This is a genomic window from Paenibacillus sp. FSL K6-1330, assembly GCF_037976825.1.
In the GTDB taxonomy this organism is placed as follows: Bacteria; Bacillota; Bacilli; order Paenibacillales; family Paenibacillaceae; genus Paenibacillus_AQ.
Genome location: NZ_CP150269.1, coordinates 6493669 through 6515101, shown reverse-complemented (window position 1 = coordinate 6515101; position 21433 = coordinate 6493669). Strand labels below are relative to the sequence as shown.

The window sequence follows — 21433 nt, the reverse complement described above, 5'->3', positions numbered from 1 at the left end:
TACGTGTTAAGATAGTTTAATAATATGGAACAATCGCATGATACATAAGGAGGCGCTATGAGCAAGAAATGGTATTATGTTCTCGCCATCCTGTTCGTAGCCTGCAGCTGGGTCGGGAATGTCTGGTATTATGAAGCCAACCAACTGGGAAGAACCGTATTCCTTGAGCATCATGTGGAAACAAGGGAAGGGGGAGGCAGTGTATTTGACTTGTATTATGTAGAGGACAAAAGAGCAGACAAGACGCTAAGCTCCATCCGGATCGAAGGTTATCCCGAACAGATCGTAACGCCATACCCTCAATATGCTGAGTATCAGAGACAGTGCCTGGGAAAAATGATGGTGAATTTAAATAAACCCGCCCCGGGGAAAGAAGGGGCAGGAGAGCAGAGGAAGGAGCCGGTTCTCGTTCGAGAGATTACCGCCCTTTACTCTGATGGAACCTCGGAACAAGTGGATATCGGAGAGATTTACGTATGGCCTGGCGTATATGATCAGGAAGATCAAGATCCGATATCAGGGACGTCCGGCGGATCCTCTTCCGATAACTCGGGCTATGAATCTGCCGTCGTGAGTCGGCCGCTTCAGTTAACGGCGTTCTCCTCGAAATTGCTCGATATCGCAGAGAATGGAGATCTCCGAATCTTTGTCGACATTTCCAGACAAATACCGGGTACTAGTTACCGGTCTCAACCTTCGGAAGCGCACATCGAGTTAAGAGGTGAACCTATCAATGAGATTCAGCTTCCATTCCAGATTAATAAAGGGGATTCCATTAGAATCAGCCACCAATTTGATATGTCGCTTGAGAAGAGCATGCAGGTATATCAGTTGATATTAAGAACCACCTTTTTGGAGGACGGCCGTCGCTTTTGGTATGGAGATACGATGATTCCTTATCATCCAAGTCCGATGGATCGAGAAATGACGGAATTTGTTCGGGAAAGCAGGAGGAAACCATGAGAAGCGCTTGTTATCGCATCGTGTGGGGGCTGCTGCTTGTACTTGTCGACTTTAAGCTGGAAACGGTGGACTTGCTGCCGGAATTGCTGGGATACCTGTTGATTGCTTCGGGATTATGGAGGCTTCAGGCGTTGAACGGATATTTTAAGGCAGGGCATCTATCCGCTTGGCTGCTGCTGATCTGGTCGGTTCTTTCATTATTCTGGTTTCCTGAGGTGAAGACAGGCGGCGTGCCTATGCAATCGGTAGAGGAGCTGCTGATTCAACTGCCTGCCATCTGCTTGCATATGGTACTGATTTTTGGAATCTGTAGAGGCATTCAAGCCAATTCCGCAGGTGCCGAATCCGGACTGGATCATAAGGCTCGCTTTCGGGGGCACTTGTTTATGGCCGCGCAGCTGCTATGGCTTATCGCCTACCCGTTCATTTTAAATCTGGATTCGGGCGATATGATCCCTGTGATTTTTATGTGCTCGCTCGTAGTGATGGTTGCCGAGATCGCGGTTATGCTTCTGGTCAGGCTTGCCGGACGGGAATGGGCAGAGGGAACGGAATAAATCCAAAGATCTCAGTCCGAAATAGCTAACGGAGTTTAAACAAAGTTTAACTGTTATCTTTGCTGGGATGATAAACAATCGTAACTCCCAGCTGGTTATATGTTTCTTCGGTGTAGTGGTGATCCGGGCAATGCTTGATCGTAGCCATGTCTTCCTGTCTGGAGATCAGCTTCTGCTCGCAGTCAGGGCAACGGTCCTGGAAGAGGAATTTCAGCTTATTCAACATGATCACCACATACCTCCTCAATTTCCGATATAAATACTTGGTTTTATTATAAATCAACAATGGGGTACATTCAATAGCAATGTGCGCGGTCACGATATTAAATTGAACGGAGATCGATCACCTTGATAGTGCAACTTGTAGTTATGATCTTTATAGGTATCATCGGTTCTTTTTTCTCAGGATTGCTGGGAATTGGCGGGGCGATTATTAACTTTCCTTTGCTGCTCTATGTTCCTTCCTGGTTTGGACTGGAGGCCTTTACCTCCAAGGAGGTGGCGTCCATCAGCATGCTGCAGGTATTTTTCGCCTCATTGTCAGGCATGATCACCAACCGGATGAGTTCGCGCGGCGGTGAGTCGTATTTTCACAAGCCATTGGTCATTCAGATGGGGGTAAGCACCCTGGTTGGCAGTCTGATCGGGAGTCTGTCCTCGATGCTGATGACAAGCGGTATGATTAACGTGATCTACGGTTTTCTGGCGGTTATCGCGGTGTTATTGATGATTGTGCCGACCCGGGCAACTATGGAAAATAGGTCGGTTAACGAGGTGACCTATCATTCAGGGATTGCGATGGGAGCCGCCTTTATCGTCGGCGGCATTGCGGGGATTGTCGGCGCTGGAGGTGCCTTTATCCTGATACCCATCATGCTGACGATTCTTAAGATACCGACACGGATAACCATCGCCTCCTCGCTCGCGATCGTTTTTCTGTCTGCGGTCGGGGGTGTCATTGGCAAAATCGCCTCGGGCGACATTCCGATCTGGCCGTCCCTGTTCGCGGTTGCCGGAAGCTTGATGGGTGCTCCCATCGGCGCCATCATCAGTCGCAAGATGAACGTCCGACTGCTGCGGTATGCCTTGGCGATTCTCATTGCAGTTACGGCCGTGAAGATCTGGATCGATATTTTAGGGTAAGTAAAGAAGTAGAACCTTATTCATCATAGGGAAGAGGAGGAGATCAAGCATGAGAATCAATCAGCTAGGATCTTCGGAATTGTATGTAAGCGAAATCGGGCTGGGCTGTATGTCACTGGGTACAGATGAGGGACAAGCCGTAAAGCTTATCCACGAAGCGCTGGACCGGGGCGTGAATTTTCTGGATACGGCGGATCTGTACGACGAAGGCCGTAACGAGGAACTGGTAGGCATAGCGGTTCAAGGTCGGCGCGAGGATGTGATCATCGCCACCAAAGTCGGCAACCGTCGTGTACCGGGTAAGGATGGCTTAGTATGGGATCCTTCCAAGGACTACATCAAATCCGCTGTCAAGGATAGTCTTCGCAGACTCGGTACGGATTATATCGATCTGTATCAGCTTCATGGGGGGACGCTTGATGATCCGATTGACGAGACGATTGAAGCTTTTGAAGAGCTGAAGCGGGAAGGGTGGATTCGATACTACGGCATCTCGTCCATCCGGCCGAACGTCATCCGCGAGTATGTCGGAAAATCCAATATCGTCAGCGTCATGAGTCAGTACAGCATCCTGGACCGGAGACCGGAGGAAGAGGTGCTCGATCTCCTTGCTGAGAACGGAATATCCGCCATTGCACGAGGACCCGTTGCCCGCGGCATATTGTCGGACCGCGGACAAGCCAAAGCCGAGAAGGGCTATCTGGATTACAACAAAAATGAGCTGCTTGATATACTCAAGAGGCTTGAAGAGGTTGGCCCTGGCATGGATTTGTCCCATTTGGCTATTCGATATGCTGTGGCCCATGCCGCTGTTGCCTGCACCATCCCTGGAGCTAGCTCGCTTGAACAGCTGCTGCATAACTTGGCGGCGGGGAATAAGGAAGAGTTATCGCCGCAGGGCATCCAATCGATCCAGGCGATCAGTCGCGCCAACCAATATGAGGCTCATCGGTAAGGATCGATGCGATAAGCACGTGAATGATCCATCCCGTTAATCTTTTGCGGCATGAAATATTTATGTCCTGAAGGTTTACGGATGAACCGCATCTTAGCATGTTATAATAACTGAATAAGAGCCTGACATCAGGTGAATATAGATCATGCCCGCAATCCGCTTAAAGGATCACGGGCTTTTTTGTACCTTATAAAATGAATTGATGTCAAAACGTTGGAAATGCCAAACTTTTTAAGACGATGGTTCGTTCCAAGTAACGTAAACCGCGCGGCTTATGCCATAATCGTTAATGGTGAAAGGATTCTAGAATGATTACCATTGAGCATTTATCAAAAACCTATCGCAAGGGTGCATGGGCACTCTTGGATGTTTCTCTACAATTGGATACAGGCATGACCGGTCTGCTGGGCCCCAATGGCGCCGGCAAAACAACGCTGATGCGCATTCTGGCGACCTTATTGTCGCCGACCTCCGGCCAGGTGAGAGTGAACGGGATATCGATTGGACGGCCGGAGGAGATTCGGCAGATGATCGGGTATTTGCCGCAGCATTTTCACATTTACCCGCAGCTGACCGGACGAGATTATCTGGATTATGTGGCGGCCATGAAAGGGATCAAAGAACGGAGTGCCAGACAGAAGGAAATCTCCAGGCTGCTCGAGATGGTTAATCTCCAGGGGAAGGCTGATAAAAAAGTACGTACTTACTCCGGGGGAATGAAGCAGCGGCTGGGTATTGCCCAAGCGTTATTGGGAACACCAGATATCTTGATCGTTGACGAACCGACATCCGGGCTGGATCCTCAGGAGCGTGTCCGGTTCCGCAATGTGTTAACCCGCTTTAGCATCGACCGGACGGTCCTGCTATCCACCCATATTGTCGCCGATATTGAGAGCAACTGCCGTCGTATCGCAGTCATGAACAAGGGGAGACTGTCCATGAACGGCAGTCTGGCTGAACTGCAGGCATGCGGGAAGGGACAAGTATGGGAAGCGGTGATGAGTCCGGATGAATTTGCCTTGATTGATCCCATGTCCGTCGTATCTACCCGAACCGTTCCGGAAGGCGTCCTGTGCCGGTTTATCGGCCAAACGGCCCCGGTTGCAGGGGCGTTTCCCGCGGATCCGACGCTGGAGGATGGATATCTGAGCTTGCTGCGGAGGGATCGTCATGCATAAGTGGTGGAGGCATAGTCTCCTTGAACTTAGGCTTTTGTTCGGTAATCCCTTGTTTGCCTCACTTCCGATCATCTATGCGATTCTGTTCATCATTATGATGCTGCAGGCGGCAAGCGGCAATGGACCGAACCATAATCTGTACACGGCGGCCTATTCATTCCACATGCTGGGTCATACGATGACCCTGGGTCCGGCTATGCTAATTGGCATCTTGTCTATTCGACGGGATGTTCGCCGTAGGTCCTTTGAATGGAATCACAGCTTGCCTGTGTCTTTCTTTACCTTGTTGTCGTCGAAATATGTGGTCAGTTTGTTGTACTTTTCCCTGTTCACGTTGTCGACGTCGGTTATATTCTATATCCTGTCGGTTAGCCAGGGGATAGCCGGTGATATTGCGATGATGCATACCATGCAATTTGCGGTGCAGTACGAGGTTTCCTATATGGTGACACTCGCGCTCGCCATGCTGCTTGGGGCAAGCATTCCGAACCGGATTGTTTATTTGATCGGTTTCTGTGCATGGATGTTTGGAACATTTTTCATGGAAATTTATATCATCACCGAATTAAGATGGATGCCGGCTCAAGTGTTTCACCTCAACCAATTCTTCCTTCAATCCAATCGCTTTGAATATGAGAATTGGGGGTACGGTCTGTTTAGGGAAGATTTAATGAGTTCCCGGTGGTTCGTGCTTGCCTTTACTTTCCTGCTGCTAACGGTGTGTTTGTTCTTGTTAAACCGTAAGCGGCCTACGATGCTGCGGAAAGCGGGATGGCTCGCCGTGCTGGGGGCTGCCGTATTGACGGTAGCCGCAGCCATACCCTACGGCACACTATGGGCGGATCGGTATGCCCAATTTGATGCGAAGCTTGGAGACCCTACGGTTTCTTATGTCGATGACCCTGACAATATATCCTTCTTTCATGTTTCTTCTTATGATATCAAGCTGAAACGACTGTCAAACGATGAGCTTCGCGTAAGGGCGAAGCTAACGATACCCGCCTCCGAGTTATCAGGCATGAGGCAGCTTCCCTTAACCCTGAACCGGATGTTCGAGCTTGAGCGTGTCCAACTCCAGGGCATTGACGCTCCCTATCGCAGACAGGGAGAGCGGATATCGGTAAGGATGGCTGGCGATGCCAAGGGAGGGGACATTCAAGCCGAGCTGGAATATAGAGGCAAGGTCATGGACTTTATGGCTGGGTACTCCCGTGAGGAATTTTCGGTTTACAGTGTGGGGCCCGAAGTTAAGCTGGATGGATATATCGCTTGGTATCCGCTTCCCGGTCATCAGCATGTATATTTAAAGAGTGATAACGGAGACGGTCCTCCGGAATACGTTTATTTAGGCTGGGAATTTGGCCGGATGCGTTATTCTTTCGGCGAGATGAAGCTGGAGGTCGAAGGTTATCCGGGACCCTTGTATACGGGGATGCAGGAGCTGGAACGAAGGCCCGGCTACCAGCGGTTCGAGGGTGGGGAGATCGAGCAGAATATCTCCCTGTACGGAGGTCAGTTTTGGAAGGAAATCCACCAGGTTGATCTCCCGATCACAATCGTGACAACGCCATATCTGGAGAAAACATCCGTATCGATGCTGCAGGATATGAAAAAGAAGTATGACTATTTTTCCAAGTGGGTACCCGAGTTCAAAAGCAACGTCGACAAGATTTTATATTTGGGTCACGGTTTTAATAATCCCCGGGTGCACCATCGTCTGATTCTGTCCTCGAACCAGTACACATATAACTTCATGAATCTGCCTGGCGAATGGATGAACTCCGTTCTGTTCGGCAACCAGGAGGGGTTCAATTATTATTTTGAGCATCCAGAGCGGGATGTGCGGGGCAAGATCAGCAGTCTTTTCTGGTATGTGTATTACGTGGAGGAGAAAGGGCTTAGTGATAAACAACTGAGATCCGCATACGGAAACCTTCGGTCGGTACAGCAACTGTTGTTCAAGAATGGGGACGGGGATGATCCTCAAAATAAATTAGGCATGGGTATGGCTAAGCAAGTCAGAAGGGCGTTGGAAGAAGGCAGAGGGAATCAGGTCAAAGAGCTGCTGGTTCATTTTTACCAACAAGGGCTGATGCTTCCCGATACCGAACGAAATTCGTACTTAAGCCCGGAGAACCCGATTACGTATAAAGAGTGGCAGCAAAAATGGGATGCCATGATGAATGTCAAATAATGACGACTATGCACCTGCACACGGTCGGTTATAATTGAGAAATAGATATAGTGGGAAGATTAGAATGCACATAGAAAGGGGGGGAAAGGCATGATTTCCGATCAGCAGCTGTCCGAACGCATGGCTGCCGGCGACCAGGAAGCGTTTGAAATGTTGGTGACGAGGTACCATGGTCCGCTGCTCAGTTATACGACCCAGAGGCTGGCTGATAGGCAAAAAGCCCAGGATATCGTTCAGGAAACGTTTATCCGGCTCATTCGGCATCTGAAGCAGCACGGCACGCTGGAACATGTTCGCTCCTGGCTTTACCGCGTGGCTCTGAATATGTGCAAGGATTATTGGAAAAGCGCATCTTATAGGTCTGAAGGTCTTGCGGGTGAGGAGATGCCGGATGCATACGACCCTGCACCCGGCGCGGAGGAACTTGTGGAAAGACAGGAAACCTCACTGGAGATTGCAGCATCTCTGGAGAGCCTGCCCGATATACAACAGGAAGTCATATCTCTTCGATTCTTTCATGATCTGAAGCTGCAGGAAATCGCCGACCTGGTCGACCTCCCCCTAAGTACGGTGAAAACGCATTTATATAACGGCTTGAGAAAGCTGAAGAAAACATTATCGATGGAGCATTCTGATTTGGTTCCCGTCCGTTCGTCCCGAAGGACACGGGAGAAAAGCCCTCAGGAACAGGTTCGGAACCGCTCCAAGTCGGAAGAATCGGATTCGCAGAGCAAAGTAAAAGAAAGTGAGGTGTACCTCCATGGATCATCCATTCGATAATGAATTGAGAAGACTTGAAGACGAGCTTCGTGGCCCGCTCAGACGCGCTGCTCTTCCATCGCCGTCACCGGATGAGACGGCGCAGCTCATTGCGTCTCTTCAGGGAGAGTTCAATCAGCTCAGGATTGAGCCCGAGTCCCCCAAGCTGGATTTTAATCCGCAGGTCGACCCGCCCTCATTAAAACAGATTCTTCGGAGTCAGATCCGATTGAACCAAAGATCCATTCTGCTCACAGCAGGCGCGGTATTCTGCATGTTGGTTCTACTGATCGATCCGGAGTATCCACTGGATCAGTTTGCCGGATTGCCCGGCGGCATTTTCCCGTTGATCACCCCTCTGCTGCTGATTGTATCGATGCTGTTCAGCAGCCGAACCTGGGATAAAGGAATGCGGGCTGTGGAGACCCTAACCCCATATCCACCGGCGCTTGTGTTGTATACCCGTCTGCTGCTTGTGACCGGCATCGTCATCGGAATGGCCTTGCTGAGCACCCTCGCGCTCGGGCTGCGATCCATCCAGGCGGAAAGCTCTCGCTTTTTATTCGGACCCTTTATTCTGGAGTGGATGGGAATTCTGCTGGTGACGGGAGGGGCTGCGATGTATATGCTGTTTCGCAAAGGCATGGTTGTCTCACTGATCTCGGCCGTCCTGGTCTACGGAATGTGGATCGTAATTCAGGGACAAATCGTGGATCACGGCGTTTCGATGAGCGGTAAAATGATGACGGACGTGGCCCTGCTTGTTATCGGAGTGATTCTGCTCGTCTCTTCCTACGGACGCAGCTTGAAGCTGAACGGAGCTTGGAGAATGGCAAATGATTAGGCTTGAAGGACTGGAACGCCAAGCGGGTACGTACCGGCTTGAAATCGACAAAGCGGAGATTCACTCCGGCCTGAACCTTATCGTCGGGGCGAACGGGGCTGGGAAAACCACCCTGATTGAGCTGTTGACCACGCTCCAGGCACCCGATGCAGGCGAAATTCTGTACAGCGGGCGCAGGGCAGGAGATCATTTGCCGTTGATCCGCAGTCAAATCGGATATGTTCCGGCGGATATCGAGCTGTATGGGGATATGAAGGTCGGCAAGCTACTGACCTATATGGCAGAATTAAAGGGCATCTATAATCCTGAGGCCATTGACAGGCTGATGACGGACTTTCGATTGGAGCCCTTCCGCAAGAGCAAGGTCAAGAATTTGTCACAAGGGGTGCAGCGGCGCATTGCCGTCGTGCAGGCGCTGCTGGCTTCACCTTCTTTTCTATTCCTCGATGAGCCTTTAAACGGCATGGACGCTGAGGAACGCAAATTCCTTATCACGTATTTGACTAAATACGCCAGGGGCCGAATGGTGATCGTGGCCGCCCATGAGCTGAACGAGTGGGAAGAGGCGGTAGATACCGTGATATGGATACACCGCGGTCGCATCCGGTATATCGGTTCACCGACCCAGTGGAAACTGAATGTGGCCTCCAGCTCCAGCGTCTGGGAAGGCGAAATCGATCTGGAAGCCTTCGAGCGGATACCGCAGGAGCTGCTGATTCATTTTCAAATGACGGAACATCATATGAGAGTAAGGCTGATGGGGAAAAAGCAGCCGGGTCCCGAATTTGTGGAGAAGGCGCCTACGCTGGAGGATACCTTTTTCCTACATATGAACGCTTTAGCTAGACGCGGCTGAAAATAGTTTGGATCTTGGGAAATCATCGCCCTTATTGTGGGCGATGATTTTTGCGTTTCGTCCGTTGGAAAGAAAGCGCCTACTTGGTCGTGTTTCTTTTCCTATGCCTCCAATTATAGATCCACGAGGCAACCATGGTGGAAGGCAAAAACATAATTTGCGTGTTGTAGTGTAGCTGTTCTTCTTGAAACGACATCTTGTTGTAATACGTTTCCTGATCGCCCCCTCGCTTCCGGGGATCATTCTTTAACGCTGCAATATAGCGGTACTGCACGGGAATCATAAACAGGAATCCGGCGACTAGAATACTTCCAACAATCCACCACTCAGAATTCATGAGTACACCCTCCTAAAGATTATCGTTTATGGAAAATCATATTAATATTCAATACGTATTTAACCTCGGTAAGGATTCAACTTTTTATAATAACGATGCTCACTTTATTTATCAAAGCCAATCATCCCTTTCGGAACAGGGTAAGGAAGGGTAGGCACGGTATGCGTATAGGTTGAACAGCGGCGTAATCGTGGCCTGCATGCAGGATTTCGAAGGGAGCGAGAGGAATGGGTAGCATAGGGATTCAAGGGATAGAGAAAGTAGCGTTGGTGACAGGCGCTGGAGCTGGAATTGGACGGGGGATTGCCAAGGTTTTGGCTGAAAAAGGATATCGGCTGGCGATGACCTACCATTCGAGTAAAGATGGAATAGTGGACATAGCAGAGGATATTCGTCATATCTATGGCAAGACGCCTCTTATTATTCAAAGCGATTTGACCGTTCGCAGTGAAGCGGAGAATACGATACGAAAGACGATAGAGGAATTTGGCCGGATCGATCTGTTGGTGAACAATGCGGGGATCGGCCTTTATGACGAGCTCACGGAGCTTGAGGAGGACGCGCTGGACATTACGGTTCATCTCGATTTTCGAGCACCGATGCTGCTTAGCAAATATGCTGTCCGGGAGATGATCGCCCAGGGAATTCCGGGAAATATCATCTTCATCACGTCCTCCCGGGGAGAGAGAGCCTATCCCAAGGACAGCATTTACGGCAGCATGAAGGCAGCGCTTATACGTGCCGCACAATCGCTAGCGCTCGAGTGGGCTCCGCATGGCATCCGCGTAAACTGCGTGGCACCGGGAGCGACTGTTCACAAGCCGGACCAATCGGCAGAGGACGAGCCGCTCGGCAGAAAAATCCCGCTGGGAAGGTTGGGCACGCCGTCGGACATCGGGGAAGCGATTGCTTGGCTCTGCTCAGATGCGGCATCCTACATTACTGGGATCAATCTCCGTATAGACGGCGGTTTAATCTTGCCGGGCATGCCGGAGGATACGTCCCCGGAAGCCGGATATGGATGGGGCAGGGTGTATGCAGCGGATGAGGAATAAGATGGTTTCCAGCTGCATGCAGAATAATTTATAATATTCCGATGAAATTAGTTGGTTATAACTCTTTTCAAATGCGGGAAAGTATGAGAGAATGGGAGAAATTATGAAGCCATAATACTTTCCATATGAAGAAAAGGGAGGAAACACCCATGTCAGAAGAACGCCAATTTTCCATTGAAACCTTAGCGGTTCACGCCGGTCAGGAGCTTGATCCGACCACATTATCCCGCGCCGTCCCTCTATATCAGACGACTTCCTACGGGTTTAAAGACAGTGAGCACGCAGCGAATCTGTTTGCGCTTAAAGAATTCGGCAACATTTACACGCGTATCATGAACCCAACCACGGATGTGTTTGAGAAGCGGATTGCAGCGCTTGAAGGCGGTGCCGGTGCACTGGCGACATCTTCCGGGCAGGCAGCCATCACCTTCTCCATTCTCAACATTGCGGGCGCAGGTGATGAAATTGTTTCTTCCTCGAGCTTGTATGGCGGTACTTATAATTTATTTTCCAATACGCTTGCGAAGCTGGGCATCAAGGTGCATTTCGTGGATTCCACGGACCCGGAAAATTTCCGAAAAGCGATCAATGACAAGACAAAGGCCGTGTTTGCCGAAACGATCGGCAATCCGCAGGGCAATGTGCTGGATGTGGAAGCTGTTGCGGCCATCGCGCATGAGAACGGCATTCCGCTTATCGTAGACAACACCTTTCCAAGCCCGTATTTGCTGCGACCGATAGAATATGGAGCAGATATCGTCGTTCATTCTGCGACCAAATTCATCGGCGGTCATGGGACCTCCATCGGCGGGGTTATTGTTGATAGCGGTAAATTCGATTGGACGGCAAACAATAAGTTCCCTGGATTGACGGAGCCGGATCCAAGCTATCATGGCGTTGTGTATACGGAGGCAGTAGGCCCGATTGCTTATATTATCAAAGCGCGCGTACAGCTGCTGCGGGATATTGGCGCATCGCTGTCCCCGTTTAATTCCTGGCTGCTCCTGCAAGGGCTGGAAACGCTGCATCTTCGCGTTGAGCGCCATAGCGAGAATGCGCTGAAGGTTGCCAAGTATTTGGAGAGTCACGAGGCGGTGGAATGGGTGAGCTATGCAGGGCTGCCGAGTCACCCTTCGCATGAGCTGGCGAAGAAGTACCTGCCGAAGGGCCAAGGCGCTATCCTGACCTTCGGAATCAAAGGCGGGGCAGCGGCAGGTCAGAAGGTGATCGAGAATGTGAAGCTGTTCTCCCACTTGGCTAACGTTGGGGATTCCAAGTCGCTTATCATTCATCCGGCCAGCACGACGCATCAGCAGATGACGGAAGACGAGCAGCTTACGGCGGGCGTAAATCCGGAATTGCTGCGTCTGTCGATCGGGACCGAGTCTATCGATGATATACTATACGATCTGGAACAAGCTATTGCGGCAAGTCAGAAGTAAAGGCTGTTATATATAGTTTTAATGACTGAGATATAGGGCACTTTCCTTTTTGGAGGAAGGTGCCTTTTGTTGTTTTACTCTGAGCGACTTGCCAGATGGGGTTAATCTTTCCTTACAGCTTGTAATAATCTGTTTCAGCCTAGAAGCAAGACTCATGTTTCTACTCTATTTGTTAGGGGACGTGGGAAGAAGGATCGATGGACGTTTTCAGAATAACTTCATTAAGTAGGACTATTTTCATAGTTCTGGAACAGGCCGGATCCTGTCGGATCCTGTAGCTGATCGGCTGTTTTCGAGTTGAATAACTTGGCGACAAAAAAGTATAAATGAAAAATCTTAATAGATATTGACAATAAAATACATCTATGGGAGTATGAATTACATATATTAGTTATTATATTATTTTTAGGTAAACTCATATAATGCTTCATTATTTTACAAAAAATTAACAAACGAGAAAGAAGTGAGTATTGATTTGGGTAGCAAGGAACTTGAATTGAGTATCCCGCCTCTTGTCGGATATCAGTATCTGGCATATCCCTTATGTACGGTACTTACACGAAATGAAGCGCTGCCTTGGTTTTACAGCAATTTCATCCACCTCTATTGTCATCAGGATCTTGACGGAGAGGCCGCTTCACGCTCAGTGCCTATGACCTTTTACGGAGAAGATTTTATTCGCTGTCCCTGGCTGATTACACAAAAGCTGGAGCGCGAATGCGTGCTCGATTCACCGCCTGGAATCATCGAATTTCTGATAAACAGTATCCGTTCAAACTATACGATCTCTCTTTATGTGGATGAGTTCTATATCCCTCGTAGACGAGTCTATCAACATACTCATTATGCTCACGATATTCTGGTTTACGGTTACGATGATGCGAGAAGGACGTTTCTTGTTCTCGGCTACGATGAAGAAATGCAGTTTCAGAAGACCGTGGTGCCGTACCATGAAATGGAGCAAGGGTTCCAAAACCTCGAATGGACGGACAACTATGAAGAACAAATCTACCTTTACAAGTTCAATAAATCGGGAAGCTACTGGCTAGATGCAGCGTTTATCAAAGAATCCCTGGAAGAATATTTGGCGGGCAGCAATATTTCCTTGCGCAACCGGGGAACGGCGAATCCACTGGAGGCGGCATTCGGTGTCGATGTTTATGCTGCACTAATTCGCAATATGCCCGTACTTGTTCGTAAACGTGATATCCGGCCCATCCACATTCTGTGGGAACACAAGAAAATGATGGGGCTGCGGATCCAGTATTTATGTAATCAGGGACTTCTTTCACCAGATTTTACAGAATGCTTCCGGCCAATAGAAGAGCAGGCATATGCTTTGCGTCATTTGTTGATGAAATACGCCTTAACCGGAGACGAATGCATGTTGAAGCAAGGATTGAGCGAGATGACTCACATCATGGAAAGTGAAAAACGAATACTGGGAACCGTTTTGAATGCACTGGACCCTCGGGTGGTTTCCTAGTATCCGTAACTTATTCCGATTGGAGGTTATTTCTATGAAGACATGCCAACTCTATCCACTGACACATCCGCAAAAACGAATTTGGTATGTAGAAAATATATACTCGGGTACGAGCATACATAACATCGGAGGACTCATCAAAATTTACGGACCCGTCGATTTTTCCTTGCTGGAGGAAGCCATTAATCATTTCATTCGGCTCAATGATGCCGTCCGTATGCGGTTAGTCGAACAGGACGGTTCGGTGTTGCAGACGGTGATGGAATACCGCAGGAAAACGTTCCCGTTTATCGATTTTATGGCCCAAGAATCGGATGTGGATGCCTGGGTGAGTGCCGAGTTTTCCAAACCGCTCCCACTGGATGGAGAACAATTGTATGATTTTGTACTGGTTAGAATCAGCGACACAGAAAGCGCGTATCTTACGAAATTCCACCATATTATTTCGGACGGCTGGTCTTTTCAATTGATGACGACGCACATCAATCAGATTTATACGCAATTGATGCAGGGGGAGGAAGTTCCTCAGGAACCCCGACCTACCTACCTGGATTACATTGAACAAGAGCAAAAGTATTTATCATCCCCTCGTTTTACGAAAAATCAAAGCTATTGGAATCATAAATTTGATCACATCCATGACATTGATTTGCATACTACATCAATCGGCATCGCAGGCAACCGCAAAAAGTTCTTAGTAAGCCAGTCTGCTTCCGATGCCATCCGCGACTTTGCACAAACCCATCGTATTTCGTTGAATACCTTTTTTGTAGCAACGATGCTCCTTTATCTCCACAAAGCGAATCAACAAAACCGTCTCCTGATAGGCACTCCTGTATTGAATCGTACGGGGGCCAAAGAAAAAAATACATTTGGTATGTTTACCAGCACGATGCCCTTTCTCATTGACATCAAGCATGAGATGTCCTTCTCATCGTTCATACATAACGTCAACCAAGAACTCATTCAATGCTATTTCCATCAGAAATATCCTTACAACTTGCTCGTACAGGATCTTCAGCTTCAGCAGCGGGGATTGGACCAATTATTTCAAGTGTGCGTGAACTATTATAATACGGCATTCGACCGGAACTTCGGTCCTGGTTGGAAAATGCAGCAAATTGAGGTGAATAACGGCAACCAACTGTATTCCTTGCAGCTCATCGTAACCGAATGGTCATCGAATGAAGAACTGGAGCTGTACTTCGATTATAAAGAAGGCGACTACACGGAGAAGCAAATCGATGAACTACATAGCCGTCTTCTATATTTAACCGATCAAGTCCTGAGCCGTCCCGATGCCGCACTTCATGATTTGCAGCTGCTTCTGCCGGAAGAGCGTACGAAGCTTCTATATACGTACAACACAACAGATTGCGAATATCCCTCGCATCAAACGATCTTGCAGCTGTTCGAAGAACAAGTCGAGCGGAATTCGGAACGCATTGCTGTTTCATGCATGGGACAATCGCTTACTTACGGCGAACTGAATGAACGCGCCAATCGGCTCGCACGAACACTGCTGGAGAGAGGGATAAGCCCTCACACCCCGGCAGCTATCATGGGCCGCCACTCTCTGTCCATCGTTGTCGGGATCTGGGCGGTAATCAAGGCTGGAATGGCATATCTGCCGATTGATCCCGAATATCCCAAAGAACGGATCGAGTATATTCTGAGGGATAGCGGAGCTTCCCTGCTGCTGACTCATGGCAAGGAATGGGAGCAGCTTACTTACAACGGTGAGGTTCTTGCACTCGATGATGAACGTCTGTACAACAAGGACGGGCATAATTTGCCTGCTATGATTACGCCAGATGATTTGGTCTATATCATCTATACCTCAGGATCAACAGGCAATCCCAAAGGTGCGATGATCGAACACAGGGGACTGGTGAACTACATCTGGTGGGCTGGCAAGACGTATATCCGCTCGCAAAATGATGTATTTGCGCTGTACTCTTCCATTGCTTTCGATCTGACCGTGACCTCTATCTTTACGCCGTTAATTAGCGGCAGCCGTATCGAAATCTACGAAGATGACGGGAGCGACTTTATAGTTAAACGTATTGTGGAAGACAACAAGGCAACAGTTATCAAGCTGACGCCGGCTCATCTGGCACTCATCAGAGACATGGATTTCAGCCAATATACGGTTCGGACATTCATTGTGGGCGGTGAAGATTTGAAATGCTCGCTGGCTCGTGACATCCATGAACACAGTCGGGGCGGGATTGAAATCCTCAATGAGTACGGACCGACTGAGACCGTAGTCGGCTGCATGATTTACCGGTATGATCCGGCGAGCGACGAAGGGGTCTCCGTTCCGATCGGACAGCCCATTGACAATGTGCAGATTTATTTGCTGGATCGGCAGCTGGAGCCGGTCCCAGACGGATCGATCGGCGAAATATATATATCCGGGGCCGGAGTGGCCCGGGGTTACTTGCACAGGGAGGAGCTGACTCAAGACCGGTTTCTGCCCAACCCATTCCTTACGGGCAATAGGATGTATCGGACGGGCGACTTGGCCGTACGCCACGATAGTGGCAGCATCGTATATTTAGGCCGGATCGATCATCAGGTCAAAATTAAAGGGTACCGCATTGAAATGGGAGAAATCGAGCATCAGCTGCTTGAAATGAACGGTATTGAAGAAGCCGTCGTCATTGACCGCATCGGAGAAGACGGACAGCAGCAGCTTGCCGCTTATTACGTCGCAACGGGACATCTTACGGCTCTGGAGCTGAGGATGAAGCTAGCAGAGATACTGCCCTCGTATATGATACCGGCTTACTTTGTCCGTCTTGATCAATTGCCGCTTACTCCGAACGGTAAAGTGGACCGGCGCCTTCTGCCGGCTCCGGAACAGTACCTCGAAACAAGTGAGACCGGAAGGACCAGTCAAGTTGAAGCGCTGTTAATGAATATATTCAAGGATGTACTCCGCAGGGATGAAATAACGGTTCAGGATAATTTTTACCGGCTCGGCGGTGACTCTATCAAGGCAATACAAATTGTATCTAAAATCAAGGCGGCCGGTTATCAGCTAAAGGTGCAGCAAATTATGAGTTATCCCGTTATCCGAGAACTGGCTGCATTTATTGAGCTAAACACGGCTGCTCCGATCGAGCAGGGGCCGAGTTACGGGGAAGTTAAGCCACTGCCGATTACATCATGGTTTTTTTCACAACAATGGAACAATCCTCATTACTACGCGCAGTCTGTATTGCTTCGCCTAACTCCGGCAATAACAACAGATCAGCTTCACGATGCGTTATTTGCATTAATCGGCCACCATGACACCTTGAGGCTGCAGGCTGTTGAAACTCAAGGGCGCATGGTGTACCGGACGGTCGGACGCGGGGACGTAGAGCTTGCCCGCTTCGATCTGACCAGCTTTCCGGAGAAAGAGCGGGCTGCGGTTCTGAAGAAACAAGCCGAATCTTTCAAAGCAAGTGTACGGCTCGGACAGGGCCTTCTATTCAAAGCTCTTACATTTGATGAAGGAGATCAGGGACAGCGTCTTTTGCTGACAGCACATCATTTGATTGTAGATGGAGTCTCCTGGCGAATTATGCTGGAAGACTTGGACCGGCTGCTGCAAGCGGTTTTGACCGGATCGGTTTGGACCCTGCCGAATAAGACGCATTCCATTCAAACTTGGTCAGATGCTATTGATGCTTACGGCTCCGAGAAGGCGCTGGAACACCTTGACTACTGGTATTCGGTCTTAGAGAACGTAGAAGACAGCCTGGATGCTGATTACCCTTCGAATGACGACCGGATTGCCGTATGCGGCACGCTGGTCCGGGAGCTCTCAGAGCAGGAGACGAGCAGGCTGCTGGGGGAGGCGAATACCGCTTTCCGAACTCAAACGAGCGATTTGCTGATCGCCTCGTTGGCCATGGCCGTGAGCGAAATTACCGGCAAGAAGAAAATCACGATCGAATTAGAGGGACATGGACGCGAAGAGCTGTTCGAGAACATGGATGTATCCAGAACCATCGGGTGGTTCACTTCGCTGTATCCCGTTAATCTCCAGATGACTGAAACCAGAACAGCGGGAATCATCAAGAGCATAAAGGGCCAGCTTCGCTCCATTCCAAACAAAGGAATCGACTATGGTATCTTGGCATACGGTTCCGGCAGCATTCCGAAGACGGGATGCAACCTGCTCCGTTTCAATTATATGGGCGAAATCGATAATCATTTACACAGCCCTGTGCTCGCCATTGCCGGGGACGATACCGGAAGAGATACATGCCCGAGCAACAGGTTGTCCTGTTTGGTCGATGTGGTAGCCATGATTACGGATAAGAGGCTCCAGGTCCGCATGACATACAGCAAGGCTATGTTCAGCCGGGATACAATGGACGCGTTTATTCAAGTTTTTATGCAGCGGCTGGCTGAAGTTATTCAGTTAGGCTCAGACAGGGGACAGACTGATTTTACGCCCTCTGATTTTGAGACTGTCAAGCTCGCACAAGAAGAACTTGACGTACTCTTCAATTCATAAAGGGGCGGACAATCGTGGTAAAGAAACTTGTTTTCTACGTACTGATGATACTGCTGCTAGTCAGTCCACCAGCTGCAGCCGCCGAAGGCGGAGCCCCTTCTACGCAAAAACAGCCGAATATAGATGAGATTGCCATCGACCAATTCGTGCAGGCACAACTGGTGAAGGCGCAAAGCCCGGGAGCCGCAGTTGTAGTTGTAAGCGGGAATCAGGTGGTTTATACGAAGGGATTCGGGCTAGCCGATAGTGCATTGGGGATTCCGGCAACAAACACTACATTATTTGAATTGGGATCGACTTCCAAAGCATTCACAGGCCTGGCCTTGTTAGAACTGGAGCGTGAAGATGCGCTTAGCCTTGACGATCCGGTCACCCGCTATATTCCGTGGCTCTCGCTAATCTATCAAGGGCAGCCGGCCAAGGTGACGCTGGCCCAACTGCTGCACCATACGAGTGGCGTGCCTTTCGCTTCGCTAGCTTCCATCCCGATCAGTTCCGAAGAGCAGGCATTGGAACTGACTGTACGGGCATTATCGGGTACGGCGCTGGACGCCCCTCCCGGAGATAAGTATCAATATGCCACCATTAATTATGATGTTCTGGGGCTGGTCATCCAGGAAGTATCCGGTATGTCGTATGAGGATTACATGTCGGGGTTGCTGCAGCGGCTTGGTATGAACAACACGGTGCCTGCGGCCCAGCTGAAGGACCCACAGCGGCTCGCCAGGGGATATAAGATTGGATTCGGTTCGCCTCGTTTATATGAAGCGCCCGATTACAGGGGAAACACGCCCGCCGGTTACTTAATCTCCAGTGCTGACGATATTGGACAGTGGCTGCTGCTCCAGCTCGGGACGAAGAGTATCTCCGAGCCGGACCGGATCATCATCGAACGTTCCCATATACCCGATACGAGCGTAGGGCCGGACGCCAACGGAACCTACTATGCCTCGGGGTGGTTTGTAACGCCGGACGGCAAAGAACTCTCTCACCAAGGCTCTAATCCCAATTTCTCGTCCTATTTCATCATTCGTCCGCAAGAGCAGCTCGGCGTAGGAGTACTCGCCAACATCAACTCAGCCTATACGTTTCATATCGGCCAAGGTCTGATGAGCCTGCTGCGGGAGCAAGAGCTTCCACCCGCTGAAGCGGATTTCTATCCGCAGCTTGATCGGATTGCGATGATCTCGCTTAGTCTCATCAGCATTTTAATGATTGTACTGGCAGGTAAGGCCATCGGTATTCCCGGACAATTACGTCGTCAGCGGCGCATTTTCGTTCCGCCCCAAGGAAGAAGGCTCATCGGCCTTGGAGCTGCGCTTGTACTGACCGGAGTCTGCTTGTGGGGGATCGGTCTGCTGCTTGAGGCTGCATTTGCAGGTCTTCCGCTTGCTGTAGTCGCAGTATGGTCGCCTTCCACGATCATCTGGCTCGTCTATGCACTCTATCTATTCGTCGGAATCGCGTTCCTGTTCTTTCTTGCAGTCTGGTTGTTTCCATCCGTGAAACGACGTTCCGGGCTGATTCTTCCAGCTCCTGCAGAGGAGGTGATCTAAATGAAATGCAAGCTGTTCTGCCTGCCCTACGCCGGAGGTTCCGCTACCAACTATATGAGATGGAAACGCCATTTGCACAGCCATATTGAACTGCATCCCGTTGAACTGGCTGGCAGAGGAAGAAGATTACTCGAACCTCATTACGGCAGCATGGACGAAATGATTGAGGATTTATACGGATATTTGGAACCGCAACTGGACGAAGCTGATTTTGCTTTCTTCGGCCATAGCATGGGAGCCCTCGTCGCTTACGAACTGGCGCACGCCGTAAGGAAGAAGAAGGGGAGCGAACCCATCCATTTATTCGTCTCGGGGACCTATCCCCCTCACGCCCGCCGGAATCTTACACTGCATCTGCTATCTGATGCAAGGCTGCAGCAAGAAATTAAGCTGCTTGGCGGAACCGAGGATGAAGTGTTTGAACGTGAGGAGCTGCTGAGACTGTTTTTGCCAGGTCTGCGGAGAGATCTGGAACTGGTGGAAACGCATTGCTTTAAGAGCAGAGAGGAGCTTATTCCCTGTGATATATCCGTGCTTAACGGAAAAGAGGATAAAGCGACAGAAGGCATCAATCTGATGGAGTGGTCCGCATATGGCAGCCGAGACTGTCAACTTTATGAATTCGAAGGAGGTCACTTCTTCATAAACGAACATACCGAGCAAGTAGTGTCGCTCATCAACGATGTGCTAAGCAGCTCTGTTGAGCTAATGTCCACCAAAAAGGAGTCGTGAATTCATGATACGAACCGTCGGAGTAGTCGGTGCGGGTGTAATGGGCAGTGACGTTGCTTTGGATCTGGCTTGCTATGGATACGAAGTGGTGCTCAAAGATATTAACGAAGATGTCTTGCATCAAGCTAAGGAGAAAATTAAGACGGATTTCCGGCTATTAAAGCTGGTCAAGCCTCAGGCGAAACAGCTTACCGTGGAGGACCTTCTGTCCCGGATTACCTTTACCACGGCTTATGATGACTTCGCACGCGTCCAGTTTGTTATTGAGAACGTGACAGAAGAATGGGGACTGAAAAAGGCGGTGTTTACGGAACTGTCCGAGGTGTGCGCCTTACAAACCACCTATGCCGTTAACACAAGCTGCATTTCCATTACGAAGGTTGGCTCGTTAATGCCAAGACCGGAGAATGTCATCGGCATGCATTTCATGAACCCCGTCCCGATGAAGGAACTGGTCGAAGTCATCCGGGGCGAGCATACATCGGACGAGACCGTTGCCTGCGGGGAGGAGTTTTTAAAATCGTTCGATAAAGTCCCGGTAGTGGTTAATGATTTTCCCGGTTTCGTAACGAATCGAGTCCTCATGCTGACGATTAACGAATGCGTTTGGACCGTGCAGGATGGAGTCGCAGAGCCGAAGGATGTTGATAAGATTTTCCGCCAGGGCTTCGGCCACAAAATGGGGCCGCTTGCTACATGTGATCTGATCGGTCTGGACACCATTCTTAATTCGCTGCTAGTTCTGCAGGACAGCTACAAGGATCCGAAGTTTCGGCCCTGCCCGCTGCTCGTCAAGATGGTGGATGCCGGTTACCTGGGCAAAAAATCAGGAAAAGGATTTTTCGATTACAGCAAGTAGG

Annotated in this window: 18 protein-coding genes; 16 read left to right on the top strand and 2 right to left on the bottom strand. The window is 49.7% G+C overall.

Annotated features, from left to right (window positions below):
- Positions 1-57 precede the first annotated feature (57 nt).
- Together NYE54_RS29780 and NYE54_RS29775 are read left to right on the top strand one after the other, a co-directional pair.
- On the top strand, positions 58-963 hold the full coding sequence (locus NYE54_RS29780; protein WP_339268157.1) for a hypothetical protein: 906 nt from the start codon (positions 58-60) through the stop codon (positions 961-963).
- A complete protein-coding gene (locus tag NYE54_RS29775; protein ID WP_339268155.1) occupies positions 960-1520 on the top strand; it encodes a hypothetical protein in 561 nt (186 codons plus the stop codon). The genes NYE54_RS29780 and NYE54_RS29775 overlap by 4 nt, the downstream gene beginning before the upstream one ends.
- A 46-nt stretch (positions 1521-1566) precedes the next feature.
- On the opposite strand, the gene NYE54_RS29770 is transcribed toward NYE54_RS29775, so the two are convergent.
- Complete coding sequence (locus NYE54_RS29770) at positions 1567-1746, bottom strand: hypothetical protein (RefSeq protein ID WP_076325467.1); 180 nt, start codon at positions 1744-1746, stop codon at positions 1567-1569.
- A 122-nt stretch (positions 1747-1868) separates the two neighbouring features.
- Between NYE54_RS29770 and NYE54_RS29765 the strand changes: the two genes are divergently transcribed.
- From NYE54_RS29765 to NYE54_RS29735, 7 genes are all read left to right on the top strand, one after another.
- Positions 1869-2663: a sulfite exporter TauE/SafE family protein gene (locus tag NYE54_RS29765; protein ID WP_083659800.1), complete on the top strand. Its 795-nt coding sequence runs from the start codon at positions 1869-1871 to the stop codon at positions 2661-2663.
- Between the two features lie 49 nt (positions 2664-2712).
- Positions 2713-3618: an aldo/keto reductase gene (locus NYE54_RS29760; protein WP_339268154.1), complete on the top strand. Its 906-nt coding sequence runs from the start codon at positions 2713-2715 to the stop codon at positions 3616-3618.
- A gap of 308 nt (positions 3619-3926) precedes the next feature.
- On the top strand, positions 3927-4796 hold the full coding sequence (locus tag NYE54_RS29755) for an ABC transporter ATP-binding protein (RefSeq protein WP_076325372.1): 870 nt from the start codon (positions 3927-3929) through the stop codon (positions 4794-4796).
- Entirely contained in the window at positions 4789-6990 is a 2202-nt protein-coding gene (locus tag NYE54_RS29750) for an ABC transporter permease (protein ID WP_339268151.1), read from the top strand. Before NYE54_RS29755 ends, NYE54_RS29750 begins: the two co-directional genes overlap by 8 nt.
- A 90-nt stretch (positions 6991-7080) precedes the next feature.
- A complete protein-coding gene (locus NYE54_RS29745; protein ID WP_076325374.1) occupies positions 7081-7770 on the top strand; it encodes an RNA polymerase sigma factor in 690 nt (229 codons plus the stop codon).
- The gene (locus NYE54_RS29740) at positions 7751-8593 is read left to right on the top strand and encodes a hypothetical protein (protein WP_076325375.1); all 843 of its coding nucleotides are present in this window, start codon (positions 7751-7753) and stop codon (positions 8591-8593) included. The genes NYE54_RS29745 and NYE54_RS29740 overlap by 20 nt, the downstream gene beginning before the upstream one ends.
- Entirely contained in the window at positions 8586-9449 is an 864-nt protein-coding gene (locus tag NYE54_RS29735; RefSeq protein WP_076325376.1) for an ABC transporter ATP-binding protein, read from the top strand. Before NYE54_RS29740 ends, NYE54_RS29735 begins: the two co-directional genes overlap by 8 nt.
- Positions 9450-9528: 79 nt before the next feature.
- Here the strand turns inward: NYE54_RS29735 and NYE54_RS29730 are convergent, their stop codons facing one another.
- A complete protein-coding gene (locus tag NYE54_RS29730; protein ID WP_339268148.1) occupies positions 9529-9786 on the bottom strand; it encodes a DUF3949 domain-containing protein in 258 nt (85 codons plus the stop codon).
- A gap of 227 nt (positions 9787-10013) precedes the next feature.
- Here NYE54_RS29730 and NYE54_RS29725 point away from each other — a divergent pair, with 227 nt between their 5' ends.
- From NYE54_RS29725 to NYE54_RS29695, 7 genes are all read left to right on the top strand, one after another.
- Positions 10014-10841 (top strand): SDR family oxidoreductase, encoded by an 828-nt coding sequence (locus NYE54_RS29725; RefSeq protein ID WP_339268146.1) that lies wholly within the window; start codon positions 10014-10016, stop codon positions 10839-10841.
- A gap of 149 nt (positions 10842-10990) precedes the next feature.
- Positions 10991-12283 carry a homocysteine synthase gene (locus NYE54_RS29720; RefSeq protein ID WP_076325379.1) on the top strand — a complete coding sequence of 431 codons (1293 nt, stop codon included), beginning with the start codon at positions 10991-10993 and terminating at the stop codon, positions 12281-12283.
- A gap of 463 nt (positions 12284-12746) precedes the next feature.
- A complete protein-coding gene (locus NYE54_RS29715) occupies positions 12747-13769 on the top strand; it encodes a hypothetical protein (protein WP_339268145.1) in 1023 nt (340 codons plus the stop codon).
- A 34-nt stretch (positions 13770-13803) separates the two neighbouring features.
- Positions 13804-18285, top strand: coding sequence for an amino acid adenylation domain-containing protein (locus NYE54_RS29710; RefSeq protein ID WP_339268143.1), 4482 nt, complete (start codon positions 13804-13806; stop codon positions 18283-18285).
- 14 nt (positions 18286-18299) lie between these two features.
- Positions 18300-19841 (top strand): serine hydrolase domain-containing protein, encoded by a 1542-nt coding sequence (locus NYE54_RS29705; RefSeq protein WP_339268141.1) that lies wholly within the window; start codon positions 18300-18302, stop codon positions 19839-19841.
- Positions 19842-20573, top strand: coding sequence for an alpha/beta fold hydrolase (locus NYE54_RS29700; protein WP_339268139.1), 732 nt, complete (start codon positions 19842-19844; stop codon positions 20571-20573).
- 4 nt (positions 20574-20577) lie between these two features.
- On the top strand, positions 20578-21432 hold the full coding sequence (locus NYE54_RS29695) for a 3-hydroxyacyl-CoA dehydrogenase family protein (protein ID WP_339268138.1): 855 nt from the start codon (positions 20578-20580) through the stop codon (positions 21430-21432).
- Position 21433: the final 1 nt, after the last annotated feature.

What these genes read in the sequence shown, in the direction of transcription:
- NYE54_RS29695 (WP_339268138.1), top strand. Translation starts at nt 20,578, where the DNA reads ATGATACGAACCGTCGGAGTAGTCGGTGCGGGTGTAATGGGCAGTGAC.
- NYE54_RS29760 (WP_339268154.1), top strand. Translation starts at nt 2,713, where the DNA reads ATGAGAATCAATCAGCTAGGATCTTCGGAATTGTATGTAAGCGAAATC.
- NYE54_RS29725 (WP_339268146.1), top strand. Translation starts at nt 10,014, where the DNA reads ATGGGTAGCATAGGGATTCAAGGGATAGAGAAAGTAGCGTTGGTGACA.
- NYE54_RS29745 (WP_076325374.1), top strand. Translation starts at nt 7,081, where the DNA reads ATGATTTCCGATCAGCAGCTGTCCGAACGCATGGCTGCCGGCGACCAG.
- NYE54_RS29770 (WP_076325467.1), bottom strand. Translation starts at nt 1,746, where the DNA reads ATGTTGAATAAGCTGAAATTCCTCTTCCAGGACCGTTGCCCTGACTGC.
- NYE54_RS29775 (WP_339268155.1), top strand. Translation starts at nt 960, where the DNA reads ATGAGAAGCGCTTGTTATCGCATCGTGTGGGGGCTGCTGCTTGTACTT.
- NYE54_RS29740 (WP_076325375.1), top strand. Translation starts at nt 7,751, where the DNA reads ATGGATCATCCATTCGATAATGAATTGAGAAGACTTGAAGACGAGCTT.
- NYE54_RS29710 (WP_339268143.1), top strand. Translation starts at nt 13,804, where the DNA reads ATGAAGACATGCCAACTCTATCCACTGACACATCCGCAAAAACGAATT.
- NYE54_RS29735 (WP_076325376.1), top strand. Translation starts at nt 8,586, where the DNA reads ATGATTAGGCTTGAAGGACTGGAACGCCAAGCGGGTACGTACCGGCTT.
- NYE54_RS29750 (WP_339268151.1), top strand. Translation starts at nt 4,789, where the DNA reads ATGCATAAGTGGTGGAGGCATAGTCTCCTTGAACTTAGGCTTTTGTTC.
- NYE54_RS29755 (WP_076325372.1), top strand. Translation starts at nt 3,927, where the DNA reads ATGATTACCATTGAGCATTTATCAAAAACCTATCGCAAGGGTGCATGG.
- NYE54_RS29730 (WP_339268148.1), bottom strand. Translation starts at nt 9,786, where the DNA reads ATGAATTCTGAGTGGTGGATTGTTGGAAGTATTCTAGTCGCCGGATTC.
- NYE54_RS29700 (WP_339268139.1), top strand. Translation starts at nt 19,842, where the DNA reads ATGAAATGCAAGCTGTTCTGCCTGCCCTACGCCGGAGGTTCCGCTACC.
- NYE54_RS29720 (WP_076325379.1), top strand. Translation starts at nt 10,991, where the DNA reads ATGTCAGAAGAACGCCAATTTTCCATTGAAACCTTAGCGGTTCACGCC.
- NYE54_RS29780 (WP_339268157.1), top strand. Translation starts at nt 58, where the DNA reads ATGAGCAAGAAATGGTATTATGTTCTCGCCATCCTGTTCGTAGCCTGC.